Origin of the sequence: Streptomyces pacificus (assembly GCF_011766325.1) — a bacterium.
Lineage (GTDB): Bacteria > Actinomycetota > Actinomycetes > Streptomycetales > Streptomycetaceae > Streptomyces > Streptomyces pacificus.
In genome coordinates this window covers 39,205-52,548 of record NZ_BLLG01000001.1, presented here as the reverse complement: position 1 = coordinate 52,548, position 13,344 = coordinate 39,205, and the positions used below count along the sequence as shown (strand labels likewise).

The window sequence follows — 13,344 nt, the reverse complement described above, 5'->3', positions numbered from 1 at the left end:
CTCAGCTCCGCTCCCGGTCGTCGACCCGCGCCGGGCGGGCGAAGTGCACGCAGTGTTCGACCACCCGGGCGTCCGGTTCCCGCACGGCGGGGCGCAGCGGCAGGCACTCGGTGAACACCACCACCGCGTCCGGCCGTTCGGTGAGGCGGTCCAGCAGATCCAGGCCGGTGACGGAGGCGAAGGCCAGCCACAGGGGCTTGCGGGCCCTGTCACCGCGCCGTGGGGGGCCGCTCTCGCCCCTGACGTACACCTCGGCGGGCATACCGTGTCCGCGCCGCCAGGCGTCCGTCCGCTCCAGGAAGTCCGCCGTCTCCTCGCCCGGTTCCCGGCGCGGCACCCCGGACGCCTCCATCCGCCACCGCGCCCGCCGGACCGCCGCACCCGCCACGACGCTCCGGGCCGACACCCCCGGCCCCGGCCCCGCCGGGTCGTCCGGGCGGCTGCCGTCGGCGAGGCCCGGGGGAAGCCACCAGGGGTCCGCCAGGACGAGCAGGAACCGGGCCGCCCCGCCGACCAGATGGCGGGGGACGGTGCCGAGGTAGACGGGTGCCACCGGGGTACCGCTGCGGCGGCGCAGTTCCAGGGTGTTCCCCCGGCTGTCGTGCGCCAGTTCCAGCTCCTCCAGCGGTACGCACGGACCGGACGGGCGCGGCGCGGTGGGCCAGTGCAGCGACACGGGAAGGACACCGCAGCTGTCCCCCTGCAGGGGATTGGCCTCGCGGGCCGGTACGAACTCCAGGCACTCGGCGTCCGGATGCAGCGTGCGCACCCAGGCGCGGAGCCGGTCGCCGAAGCCCGCCCCGCGCGGGCCGCCTGAGGAGTCGTCGTACAGCCGGTGGAAACGGGCGACCAGCCCTCCCGTGCCCGACGAGACCTGGTTGACGACCAGGAGCGGGCCGCCGTCCCCCTCTTCGCAGTCCTGGTAGACGACCGCGACGGAGGGCAGGCAGCTCGACCGGCCCGGACGTGCGGGGCGGGCGTCGCCGGGGGCGGGGCCGACAGCGGCTCCGGCGTCCCCGGGGCCGCCGGAAGCACCCGGCCCGCCGAGGTCTCCCGGGTCCCGGCGTTCGCCGGGGCCGCCGGAGGCACCGGACCCGCCGGGGCCGTCCCCGGCGCCGGCGACGGCCCCGGCGGGGATCGGGGACGCGGCGGGAATCGGGGACGCGGCGGGAATCGGGGGCGCGGCGGGGATCGGGGACGCGGACAGCTCCTGAAGGAAACCGAACACGTCGTCGCAGACGCCGTCCGGCCCGAACCGGGCCACGAACGCGTCGGTGAGAGCCTGGTACTCGGGGGACACCCGCAGGCTGTCGCACGCGGCCCCGGCATGGCGCCGCAGCACCGCGGCCCGCTCGTCGTCCACCGGCCGGGCCGCAAGGGTGCCCGCCCGGTCCTCGTAGACCAGGGTCACCTCGCGCAGCGGCCAGTCGTCCGCGGCGCCGAGCGCGTCGAGGGCCTCCTCCAGCGCTTCGCGCAGCCGCACCAGGCCGGCGGCACGGGCCGCCGGGCCGCCGCGGGCGATGGCCGCAAGCTCGCCCGCGGCGCTCTGCAGCAGGCCGGCCGCCCGGCGGTCCGAAGGGTCGGGAGACGTCGCCAGTGCGGCGGCGAGCCAGTCCAGGAGCCGGTCCTGCGGGCAGGGGTCGTCGATGTCCAGCAGACCGGCCTCCAGGTAGCGGGCCAGCCGGACGGCGGGCAGCCCCCGCGGATCCCGCAGGGCGGCGGACAGGTCCTCGCGTCCGCCGGCGTCCAGGACCTCGTCGTCCGACCAGGCCCAGCCGTCGGTCACCGACTGCCGGGGCTCGCTCAGCAGGGCGGTGGGGCCGGCGGCGCGCAGGGAGCCGTTGGCCCGCCAGCGGACCAGGCCGCGCACCCCGTCCCGGACGGCGGCGGCCCGCAGCAGCACCCGGACGACCAGGGGGTGCAGGCCGACCCGTACCCGCGCGCCGTGGTCCGCTCCGGGCACGGCGACATGGGTGAGCGAGGACAGCGGGCTGGCCTTGAGCGCGGACCGTACGGCGTACCCGTACGCGGTGAGGCGTTCCCCCCGGTCCAGCGGCCGCCCGCCCGGCTGCCGCAGGCGCCGGGAGAACACGGGGGAGACCAGCGCCAGCGCGCCGGACACGGCGGGCAGGCCCATGAGGTGCCGCAGCGTCCGCTCCTCGGCGGCCTCCGCGGCCCCGGCCCGCAGCCGCAGCAGCTGCCGCAGCCCTTCCAGGGTCCCCGCCCGTTCCGTCCAGCGCTCCAGCGCCGAGGTCTCCCTCCGCAACGGCGCGAGTGCCTGGCGGACCTGCGCGAACAGCTCCGGCGCCACGGGGTCCGGCCGTCCGGCGTGCGCCGCCCTCCGCCAGCGCAGCACCGACCGTCGCGCGCCCGCGGTCGGCATCAGCGGCACGGCGTCGTACAGCAGACCCGTCACCGTGGGTGCCAGGTCGGCCAGTTCCCGGTGGACCGCGGCGATCCGGTCCAGGACGTCGGCGATCTGCTCGGCCGCCAGGGGTGCCACGTCGGCTGCCGGGAGCCCGGCGACCCTGCTCAGGGCGGGGCCCTCGGCCAGGAGGTGGACGGGGGCGGGGACGGCAGGGGCGGGGACGGGGGCGGCAGGGACGGGGGCGGCAGGGACGGGGGCGGCAGGGACGGGGGCGGCGGGGGTGTTCACGGCCCGCGTCTCGGCGGGGGGGCCGACGGCGGTGGGGGGCTGGGCCGCCTGAGGGGTTCGGGCCGCCGCCTGAGCCTGCTCCTGCGTCGGGGGCTGCGCCGGCGCCGGGAACGGCGTCTGGGTCGAGGCCGTCATCACGCGCCCCCGAACAGCACCAGCAGGGAACGTATGCAGAAGACCGCGAGGAGCAGCGCATAGGCCAGGCAGACGAAGCCGAACACCTGGTAGCGCAGCTGCCGGGAGCGGCTTCTGACGGCGAGCCAGCTCGGCGGCGGCTCCCGCAGCACCCGGCACCGCAGCGCGGTGAAGGCGCGCGAGCGCAGGTTCAGCGTGCCCATGGCCGACTCCAGCGCGTGGTAGCCGTCGGTGGGCAGCAGCGGGTTCAGGTTCGCCAGCAGCAGGCCGATCTGCAGCCAGACCATCAGCACGCAGAGCTGCCCGAACCGCCCCTCTGCGGAGATCGACAGCGCCGACCAGCCGCCCAGCCAGAGCACGTCCTGGGCCACTCCGGCCAGGGCGATGACCACCCGGGACCGGCGGCCGGGGAGCCGGTGGGCGTCGGTACGGTCCACATAGGCCACGGGGACCAGGTAGAAGAGGAGGCCGACGCCGATCTCCCGGACGGGTACGCCGTAGTAGCGGCACGCCAGTCCGTGGGCGAGTTCGTGCAGCCCGGTCTGCAGCAGCATGCTGCACACGACGATCGCCCAGCCCCACACCGGGAGGGACAGGTCGGGACCGCCGGACGCGAGGGGGGCGGCGAGCACCGACACCGCACCCCACACGGCGAGGACGGCGGCGGCGGTCCACAGGAGGCCGAACGGGAGCGGTGCGCGGCGCAGCAGCGCGGCGGGCGGGTCCAGCACGGCGTTGACCCCGGAGCCCACCAGCGGCCGGCGCGGCATATGGCTGCGGCGTGCGAAGCGCACGGCCGAGGTGTCGCGGCCGCCGTCCGGGGGCACGGTCAGCAGTCCGGCGGCGCGCAGTTCCCCGAGGAAGGCCAGCACGACCTGCTGGGTGGAGCCGTCACCGCCGCCCGCACCCGAGGCCCGGACGGCGAACTCCCGTCCGGTCATGGAGCCGTCGAGGGCCGTGAGGATCGCGGCCCCGCTCCTCGACAGCCGGGTGTAGTGGCCGCTGACCGGGTCGTAGGCGAGCGGTTGGTGGTGCAGACCCTCGGTGATCTCGACATCGGGGCGGATCGCCGGGCGCTCGGTGTCGAGCCACGACGGCTCCGCGCTGCCGGAGGCGACGTCGGTGGACGGGCCGGCCATCACCGCTCCCCCGTCCGGTCGGCCGGAGCCGGGGTCGGGGGCGTGGGCGGGGCCTCTGCCCGGGACGGGGACCGAGGTTGGGACTGGGACTGGGACTGAGGTTGGGACTCGGCCGAGCGAACCCGGTGGGGGGAGCCGAGGGCCAGTCCGATCAGCTGTGCCCGGCCGGACCCGTCGATGCCCAGATGGGTGCGTCCCGCCGCGCCGAGCACACCGGCGAACACGGAGCCGGTGGCGCCGAGGGAGAGGGCCGCGAGCCAGGTGGCGTGGGCCAGCGCGGCGCCGCGCGCGAGGAGCAGGCGATGGCCCCCCGCCCCATGCCGCTCGACGGTCGCCGCCAGGTCGCCGTGCACCACCACCAGGGCCGGTGCATCGCCGAACTCCAGTTGCAGCACCAGGTCGGCGAGCGGCGGCAGATCGCGCGGCTCGGCCTCAAGGCGCCGGGCCCCGGGCACAAAGTGGTGGCAGCCGCCGGGAACGCCGAGGACTCGCTGGACCAGTACGGTCGCGGACGGCGCCGGGAGGGTGGGGAAGGCCGGCCGCCACAGCCGCTCGTCCTGCTCGAAGGCGTACCCGAGGGCCTGGACGAGGACGTCCCCGTCCAGGGGTCCGGGTGCCCAGTGCCGCTGGGCGGTGCGGCGGCGCAGTGCCTGGACCGGGTCGCCGGGCAGCGCGGGGGCCGCTCCGGGCCGGACACCGACGGCGGTGGACCCGGTGGACGCGGACCCGGTGGACGCGGACCCGGTGGACGCGGACCCGGTGGACGCGGACCCGGTGGGTGGTGCGGCCAGCAGTTCCTCGGTGAGGCGGGCCGTCTCGATCAGCGGCACGAGCCGCTCCCTTCGTCGTACAGCCGAACGGCGGCGGTGATGAGCGCGGGCCCGGCGGCGCCCACGAGGAGTTCCCGGTGCCGCTGCAGGGGGTGGGGGTCGAGCAGACCGTGCGCCAGCCCGATCGCCCGCGCCGTGAGAGCGAGCTGCGCGAGCGCGCATCCGGTGTCGAGGTTGCCCACGCGGTAGGCGAAGGGGCCGTACTTCCGGGCGACGCGGCCGACGTCCGAGGCGAGGACCAGATGCACGCCGGGCCGTGTCCCGCCGTCCTCGGCCCCGTCGCCCAGCGCCGTGAGAAGGGTGTCGAGGTGTTCGGTGTGCGGGTGCATGGCGGTGAGCGTGTGGTCGGCGGCGTCGTAGTAGTGGACGCCGTCGGGGAGTCCGGGAACGCCCCGGAGCAGCGCGTAGACATGGGGCGAACCCAGGTTGCCGCCGGTCGGGGCCCACCGGTTGACCCGGGTGGGGTCGGTGAACTCCCCCTCGTCCCCGGGGCCGCGCAGTCCGGCGGTGAAGCGCATCAGGGCCGCCAGGGCCTCCGGCCACGGTGGCTGCTGCGCGTCGGCGGCGAGCTTCTCCAGGTCCGTCAGGGACGCGTCGGGCAGCGGCTGCCGGGGGTTGTTGGGATACCTCAGCCGCTCGAACTGGAGTCCGACATTCTCCGGGCGGAAGTGGTGCTGGTGCGCCTTGGGGTTGACCAGATGCCGGGGAGGGAAGGCCACGGCGTGCTCGTAGTGCAGCGGTCCGTCCTCCTGCGGGAGGCCGTCGCGGCCCTCGGCCGTCGGGTAGCAGGTGCGGCAGCCGACCTCGGGGGTCAGCTTGTAGGGGGTGGTGGACAGGTCGGCGAGGTCCACCACGAGCCGCCCGCCGAGCGACTGGACCGGCTCGCCCCGCAGCAGCAGGGCCCGCAGCTCCTCGGCGATCAGTCCGGCCGCGGTCACCGCGCCCGGAGTGGGGGCCGCGTCCAGGAACCCCTCGGGCGGCAGGGGCCGAAGCGCGACGGAGGCACGGGCGCAGTGCGCGCAGGCGGTCGCCGACGGGTCCACCAGGGGCCCCACGGCGACCTGTCCGTCGCGCTCGTCCGCCAGCAGCAGCCGGCTGCCGCGCCGGGCGGTCTCCTCGACGATCCGGTCGACCGTCGCGCGGGGCGCGGCGAGGTCGGCCACGACCAGTGCGCCCTCGGGAGCCCCTTCGCCTGGGGCGAGTGGGAGCACATCGGTGATCCCGAGGTCGGCCAGTGCCGTACGCAGGGGCTGCTGCCAGGACGCCCGTACGCTCAGCCGCACCCGGGCCCGTGCCGCGGCGAGCGCCGCGTGGCTGGAGTGGGGGTGGACGCGGGCGCAGTCGAGCGTCCGCGACATCCAGACCGCGGCCGTCTCCGACGGCCCCTCGCCCTCCGGTGGGGGTACGGTCTGTGCCGCGTCCTCGAGCACCCCGGCGAAGTAGAGGGTGGCGACGGCCTGGTGGACGACCGGCTCGCGCCATCCGGTGGCCTGGGCCAGTCCGGCGATGTCCCGGCTGCCGTCCAGCAGGGGCAGCAGGAGCCGCCGGAGGGTGGAGGCCGAGGCGCCGCGCAGATGCTGGCGTTCGGCGCCTCCGTCGATGACCACGCCGTCCGGTGTGTCCACGACGTGGAGCCCCCGGCAGAGCTGCGGGCGGACGGGAAGGCGGAACTGGGGATCGGTGCTCACGGCCGCGGCGACGACCGCCGCGGGAGTGCCGCGCTGTCCCGGCTCGCCGGCGAGGGCGCTCACCGCTCGCCCCCCGCCGCGATGCCCGTGGAGAGCGGCAGCTCTTCGGCCAGCCGCCGCCAGCCGTCGTCCGGATCCACCGGTGCCCCGCACTCCTCGCAGCCGTGCACGCCGATGACCGTGTCGGAGAACAGCGACCGGGTCAGCATGTTGTAGAAGGTCACCTGCCCGGCCACGGCACCGTCCCCGGTGCGGTGGCGGGTGAGGAGGTCCACCGCGAGGCCGGCCGCGATCATCGCCTGCGCGTCGGTGAACCCCGCGATCCCGTGGCCGGGATCGGCCGCCCTCGACTCCTGCAGGGCCCGGGAGACCTCACGCCCCCGCTCGTGCTGGGTCCGGCGCCGGGTGTAGCAGGAGTGGCAGGGGCCCTCGCCCGGCACGACCAGGGGGCCGATCCTGATGAGGGGGAACTCCTGGACGACCGGGAGCCAGGTCGTGCGGCACACGCTGTGCAACCGGGCGACGTTTGCCAGGAGAGCGGGTTCGTCCCGCCAGAGGGCGAGCACGCGGAGCCCGGTGTGGGGCCACTCGGCGGACCTGCTGCCGAGGGCGTCGGCGGTGGCGGAGGGCCAGTCGGTGAGCGCGGTCAGGTGGTCGGCGACCCTCCTGCCGAACGTCCCGGTCCACAGGATGTGCGCGGGTGCGGTGGTGAACGGCACGGCGGTTGTCTCCTAGGCGAAGGGCTGCGGGTGGGGGTTGAGTTCGTGTTCCGGGTGGCTGGTCAGCCCCATCGCGACCGGTGCCCGGTAGAGCCGGGGGTGCGCCAGGTAGCGGTTGCGGTGCACGAAGGACAGCGGCATCAGCTGGGGGACGACGACCCGTACCGAGCGGAGCCCCGCACGCCGGGCCTCGTCCGTCGTCAGCTCCACGGCGACCACTTCGGCGTCCACCGCGGCCAGCCGCTCCACGAGCCAGGACAGCTGCCGTGCGGGTGGGCCGGCCGGCGCCCGCGGCAGGTCACCGGGCACCCGGGTGGTGCGCGGCCCGCTCAGCAGGAAGTCGAAGGCGTCGCGCCGCTCCGGGCGCCCCATGTGGATCGCGCCGTGCAGAACGCTGGTAAAGTCCCGCGGGTCCTCGGGGACGACATGCGGGGCCTGCAGGGCGATGCGGGAGGAGGCGGCCTCCCGGTAGATCTTGCGGATGATCTCGGCCGGGTCGGTGCCCGTCGCGCACATCACGAGCTGGCCCAGGGTGTCGTTGTGGTCGCTGAGCACGACCGCGTAGACCGTGGGGACGCCCACGTCCGTGGTGGCGTCGTAGAAGCGGTACTCCACGAAGCCGTCCCTGACCCGCCGGTGCTGCTCCCGCAGGGACGGCTCGCCGGTGACGTCGATCTCCGGCAGCCGAAGGCGCTGGAGCCACACCAGTGCGATCGCGTCGCGTTCGATCGCCTCGCAGATGCCGTTCACCAGCGCCTGGTGCAGATCCGTGTGGATCGCGCAGCCGGTCGAGATGGGATTGGCGATCCGCTCCCCCATCGCCTCGTGCGCGGTGAACAGCCAGACGTAGGACGCGGGGACCCAGACCGGGCGGCCGCGGGTCAGCGACCAGCCGCGGACCCAGCGCTGCGGCAGCGAACCGTCGGGACGGATCAGCCAGTTCGCCTCGTCGGACAGCTCCGTCTCCGAGCAGCGCGGGAGCGTGTCGAGGTCGACCGCCTCGTCGCCGAGTTCGTCCGCGGTCGCCCAGCGCACCAGTTGCGGCTGGTAGAAGGAGTTGGTGTAGCGCTCCAGGGCCTCGGCGACGCTGATCAGCCGGGCCCGCTCGGGATCGGTGCCGCCGCCGGCCCCGTCCAGCCCCTGGGGCTGGGCCGGGGTGTCGGACCAGAGCGCGGTGGGGTCGCCGATGGACGAGACGAAGACCGAATAGGGGGGCTCACCCGGCAGATTGGGGAGGAGCTGGGACCCTCGCACCGGTCGCCCGGCGGGTCCGACGACGGCCTCCAGCCGCCGCAGCCCGGCGAGGTCGTCCTCCGTCGCGCCGTCCCCCCGGTCCGCGGCAGCGGTCCGGCCGTCCCTCGCACGTGCATCCAGCACTGGCTGCCTCCTGTCATCTGCGTGCGCAGCGATCGGCTGAAGCCAACATCCGAGCCGGTGGAGGAAGCATCACGCGTCGGGGGTGAAACGCGTTCCGGGCGCTGGACGGGGCGAGGGTGACGGAACATCACCCGCGAGGCGAGGCGGGGCGCGGCGGGGCGGTACGGCGGAGCCGGGGATGGAGATGGAGATGCGGATGCGGGCACGGGGCGGCGCCCGGGGTGGGGCGGCGGGGCGGCGGCGCTGCCCGTAGCGCCGGATGGCGCGGCGGCGGTGACGCGGCGCCGAGGCCCTCAACGGCGGGCGGCGCCGGGCAACGGCGGGCGGCGCCGGGCAACGCCAGGAAACGGCGGGCGGCGCCGGGCAACGGCGGGCAACGCCAGGAAACGGCGGGCAACGGCCTTGATGACGGGTGCAGCGACCCGCCGCGCACCCGCCCCGACGAAGCGGGCGGCACGGCACCGCACCCGCCCCGGCGACCCGGGCGGCACCGGCACCGAACCGCACCGGCACCGCGCCGGAACCGGCCCCCGGCGAGTCCGCAATCAGCCCCGAGGACTGATCAGACCACGTTCCCCGGCCACCCGGACCGCATCGCGTCTGCGGCCGACCTGCAGCTTGCGGTATATGGCCTGCACCTGCGTCTTGACGGTATTCAGGGATACATGGCGACGGGCGGCGATCTCGTCCAGCGTCAGACCGAGCGGCAGCAGCCGCAGCACGTCGAGTTCGCTTCGCGTCAGGGAGTCGGCGGCCGCATACGGCCCGGAGCCCGCCGAGGGAGCCTCGGCGGGGACCTGCGGAGCGGGTGAGAGGACGGGTGATGTGACGGGTGACAGGCCGGCGTCACCCGCGGGCACCCGGAGGGGTGCTCCCCCGTCGACGTGCCCGAGTCCCGGCGGGAGCAGGATGCCGCCCCCCGGCGCGGGCCCCGCCTCGTGGGCCTGCGCGGCTGCCGCGTACCTCCGGGCGGCGGAGGCCACGCCCATGTCCTCGTACCAGCGGGCGGCCTTGCCCAGCAGCCGGCTCACCTCGGGCCAGCCGTACCGCTCGGCGAGTTCCCTCGAGAGCACCCCTCGCATCAGCGGATTGGGCAGCCGGTAGGTCCACTCGTCGTCGCGCACCAGCAGGTCGTGCTCGTTGGAGAGCCTGCGCAGCACCCGGTTGAGGTCGGCCCGGCCCGTCAGGGCGCGCAGCAGGGACGCGCTGAACCCGCCGAGCAGACTGGTGCGCAGCAGCACGTCCTGATCGCCCGCGGGCATCGGGTCGAGCAGCTCCGACAGCAGGAAGTCGGAGCAGTGCCGGATGGCCTGGGACCATCCCTCGAGGCAGGAGCGGGGATCATTGCCCCGGACGGGGTTGACCGAGGCATAGCGGACTGCGAGGGCCCAGCCTCCGGAGCACCGGACCACGGCGGCGATCTGGTCGTCACCGGCTCTCGCTCCGTGCGCCCGGAACAGCTCGGCCGTCTCCGCATGAGTGAACGCGAGATCCGCGCCCCTGATCTCGGTGAGCTCGCCGCCCGCGCGGAGCTTGTGGAGCGGCAGATCGGGTTCTCTGCGGCTGGCGAGCACCACGCTCAGGCCGCCCGGTGCGTAGCGGGCGAACTGCAGCAGGGCGCTGCGCGCCGGCCCGGGCTTCAGCTCGTGGAAGGCGTCGACGACCAGGACGAGCGGATGCGGGTGCCGGGAGACCTCGTCCAGCAGGGCCGGCACACTCACCCCGTCACCGAAGCGGAGCGCCTCGCCGCCCTGGGAGGCGGTGGCACGGGTCAGGGCTGCGGCGAGGTGGGTGAGGAGCCGGGGGACGTGGTTGTCGTCGGCGTCGAGAGTCAGCCACGCCGGCTCGCCCTGCGGCAGCGATCCGGCCCAGGAGGCCAGGAGCGCGCTCTTGCCGGCCCCTGGCGGACCGACCACGAGGGTGAGCCGTCTCGTCACTCCCCGGTCGAGCGTCCGGAACAGTCGGGGACGGTCGAGAAGGGGGCCGAGCGCGGGCGGTACGAGTCGTGTGTGGAACACGGAATGGGTACCTTCTGCGGGGGGCCCGCTGCCGCTGTGGCCGACCATCCTTGCCTCTCCTGCGAATCGTGGCAGTGCTTGGCGGAACGTCCGTCGTCAACATGCTCGCGGCCGCCCATGGTGGGGGCCGTCGATGACTCCGCTGCCGCACAAACAATAAGCAAAAATTCGATCCTTGGCGGCATTTCCTGAACGTCTCTTTGTCAACCGAAGAGACTTCGCTTAAGGAACGGCGCCATCGGTTTAGGATTCATCCATTTCTCGGGCCACGTAAGTTCACGCACGCCGCATTCCCGCGCACCCGCACCACGTGATCTGATTCACCTACCAGCCTAGACGGACTACGGAAAGTGTTCACACGGAAGCACGGAGTGCCATCGAGGGCGGCATGCGGGCCCGATTCATCCGGAATGAGCGGGCGCCGTTATGCATTCCCTGTGAATTCATCAATTCTTCGGACGCCGTGGCACCCTCCCCATACCATCCGGTCGCCCACCGCGGGCGATGAGGCCCCGCTCGGCGACCACAGAGTTCCGATCCCGGCGATTGACCTCCCGAGGATCGCATCAGCAAATCCCCTGCGCGCTGACCCATATGACGATCCGGCAGGCCCGGTGCGGGGACGCAAGGCGGGACGGTTGAGAACGATTCCGGCCTCATACGCATCCCGGAATGCCGCACAGCGGGTGCGGTGAAAGGAGTTGCCGAGCGGATAAGCGAGGGCAGGCACACCGGGTGGAAAACGGAGCGGATGTCGCACACTCGCCGCCGAAGACGCGACTGCGCGGGGGCGCCGATCGTCACAAGCACCTCCGTGAGAAGGGGTACGGACGTGCAGCCCCGGCGCAGTCGGCCCACGGTCGCACCAACGGCTTGCGCCCGGATTCGAGAATCTATCCGTGAGCGTCTGGCCGCGCATGGTGAACTCGGCTTTCTTGAGGAGGAATTGAGTTTGCGCAAGCGGGCTGCCGGATGGGCCGCGGGGGATGGCCACGGCCCGGCACCCGCAGGCTGGGCTAGAGCTACGGCCACGGCTACGCGCGAGCAGGGCACGGGGACGGCGACGGCGACGGCGACGGCGCGAAATGGGGGCAGGGTCCTCCCGGGAGCCGGAGGAGCCGCTCGGGCCTCGCTTCTCCCGGCTGCTGGAGCGGCGGGTGTGCTCGGCGCCACACCAGCGCCCCGCGACACGCTCGGAGGCAAGCGCACCGGTGGCCGGAACAGTGCGGTGCGGGGCCCGCGCCGCGCCGGGGGAGTTCGTTCGCGCGAGTTGGCGTTCCGCCCCGGAGCGGAGGCGACGCGAGGCCCGGAGTGAGGGAGGCGGCCTCGGCGCGCGGGGCGCACACCGCCCGGCCCGGCCGCGCGCCTGCCCGGTCCCGCACCGGAGACGAGCCGGGGCACCGGTGCGGCGCACGTCACAAAGGACGGCCGCCCGCAGGCGCCCGCCCACAGGCCCGCATCCGGAACCGATACGGCGGACCGGGCCGCAGCACCAGGCCGGAGAGTGCCCTTGCCTGTCCCGGAGCGCGACCGTCCTGTACGGCTGCCGCCGCTGCTCCCCCCGCTACTTCTCCCGCTGCTTCCGCCAGCGGATGCCCGCCTCAAGGAAGCCGTCGATCTCGCCGTCGAGCACCGACTGCGGGTTGCCGACCTCGAACTCCGTGCGCAGGTCCTTGACCATCTGGTATGGGTGCAGCACGTACGACCTCATCTGGTTGCCCCAGGAGTTGCCGCCGTCGCCCTTGAGGGCGTCCATCTTGGCCTGCTCCTCCTGGCGGCGGCGCTCGAGGAGCTTCGCCTGGAGGACGTTCATCGCGCTCGCCTTGTTCTGGATCTGGGAGCGCTCGTTCTGGCAGGAGACGACGATGCCGGTGGGGATGTGGGTGATACGGACCGCCGAGTCCGTGGTGTTGACGCCCTGGCCACCCGGACCGGAGGCGCGGTAGACGTCGACCCGCAGGTCGGACTCGTCGATGTCGACGTGGTCGGACTGCTCGACGACAGGGAGGACCTCGACACCGGCGAAGGACGTCTGGCGCCGGCCCTGGTTGTCGAAGGGGGAGATGCGGACCAGACGGTGTGTACCCTGCTCCACCGACAGCGTGCCGTAGGCGTACGGCGCCTTCACGACGAACGTGGTCGACTTGATGCCGGCCTCCTCCGCATACGAGGTCTCGTACACCTCCGTGCCGTAGCCGTGGCGCTCGGCCCAGCGCAGATACATGCGCTGGAGCTGCTCGGCGAAGTCCGCGGCGTCGACACCGCCGGCCTCGGCCCTGATGTTGACCAGTGCCTCACGCTCGTCGTACTCGCCGGAGAGGAGGGTGCGGACCTCCATCTCGTCCAGCGCCTTCCGGACGGCTTCGAGTTCGGCCTCGGCCTCGGCACGGGTGTCAGGGTCGTCCTCGGCCTCGGCGAGTTCGAAGAGGACTTCGAGGTCGTCGATCCGCCCGCGGAGCGCCTCCGTCTTGCGGACCTCGGCCTGCAGGTGCGAGAGCCTGCTGGTGATCTTCTGCGCCGCCTCGGGGTCGTCCCAGAGGGACGGTGCCGCCGCCTGCTCCTCGAGCACGGCGATGTCTGCCCTCATCCTGTCGAGGTCCAGGACGGCCTCGATCGACCCCATGGTCGAGGAGAGGGACTTCAGCTCTTCGGATACATCGACGACTGCCACGCGTCCAAGGGTAACGGCATCGCGCGACCCGCCTGTCGCGCCTGTGGACAACGGACGCCCGGCAGCAGCCCCGGCCGCGGGGAAGGAGCTCCGACCCCAGCGCGTACCCGC

General features: G+C 74.1%; 8 protein-coding genes. All 8 read right to left on the bottom strand.

Annotated features, from left to right (window positions below; translation table 11 throughout):
* Nucleotide 1: 1 nt before the first annotated feature.
* A complete protein-coding gene (locus SCWH03_RS00170; protein ID WP_254076467.1) occupies nucleotides 2-2,656 on the bottom strand; it encodes a hypothetical protein in 2,655 nt (884 codons plus the stop codon).
* Between the two features lie 134 nt (nucleotides 2,657-2,790).
* Complete coding sequence (locus SCWH03_RS00165) at nucleotides 2,791-3,930, bottom strand: hypothetical protein (RefSeq protein WP_173260347.1); 1,140 nt, start codon at nucleotides 3,928-3,930, stop codon at nucleotides 2,791-2,793.
* Nucleotides 3,930-4,760 (bottom strand): nitroreductase family protein, encoded by an 831-nt coding sequence (locus SCWH03_RS00160; protein WP_173260345.1) that lies wholly within the window; start codon nucleotides 4,758-4,760, stop codon nucleotides 3,930-3,932. The genes SCWH03_RS00165 and SCWH03_RS00160 overlap by 1 nt, the downstream gene beginning before the upstream one ends.
* Nucleotides 4,751-6,511, bottom strand: coding sequence for a nitroreductase family protein (locus SCWH03_RS00155; protein ID WP_173260343.1), 1,761 nt, complete (start codon nucleotides 6,509-6,511; stop codon nucleotides 4,751-4,753). The genes SCWH03_RS00160 and SCWH03_RS00155 overlap by 10 nt, the downstream gene beginning before the upstream one ends.
* Nucleotides 6,508-7,167 (bottom strand): TOMM precursor leader peptide-binding protein, encoded by a 660-nt coding sequence (locus tag SCWH03_RS00150; protein ID WP_173260341.1) that lies wholly within the window; start codon nucleotides 7,165-7,167, stop codon nucleotides 6,508-6,510. The genes SCWH03_RS00155 and SCWH03_RS00150 overlap by 4 nt, the downstream gene beginning before the upstream one ends.
* A gap of 12 nt (nucleotides 7,168-7,179) precedes the next feature.
* On the bottom strand, nucleotides 7,180-8,544 hold the full coding sequence (locus SCWH03_RS00145) for a YcaO-like family protein (RefSeq protein WP_173260339.1): 1,365 nt from the start codon (nucleotides 8,542-8,544) through the stop codon (nucleotides 7,180-7,182).
* Between the two features lie 545 nt (nucleotides 8,545-9,089).
* Nucleotides 9,090-10,562 (bottom strand): helix-turn-helix transcriptional regulator, encoded by a 1,473-nt coding sequence (locus SCWH03_RS00140; protein ID WP_173260337.1) that lies wholly within the window; start codon nucleotides 10,560-10,562, stop codon nucleotides 9,090-9,092.
* A 1,564-nt stretch (nucleotides 10,563-12,126) separates the two neighbouring features.
* Complete coding sequence (gene prfB / locus SCWH03_RS00135) at nucleotides 12,127-13,233, bottom strand: peptide chain release factor 2 (RefSeq protein ID WP_109293936.1); 1,107 nt, start codon at nucleotides 13,231-13,233, stop codon at nucleotides 12,127-12,129.
* Nucleotides 13,234-13,344: the final 111 nt, after the last annotated feature.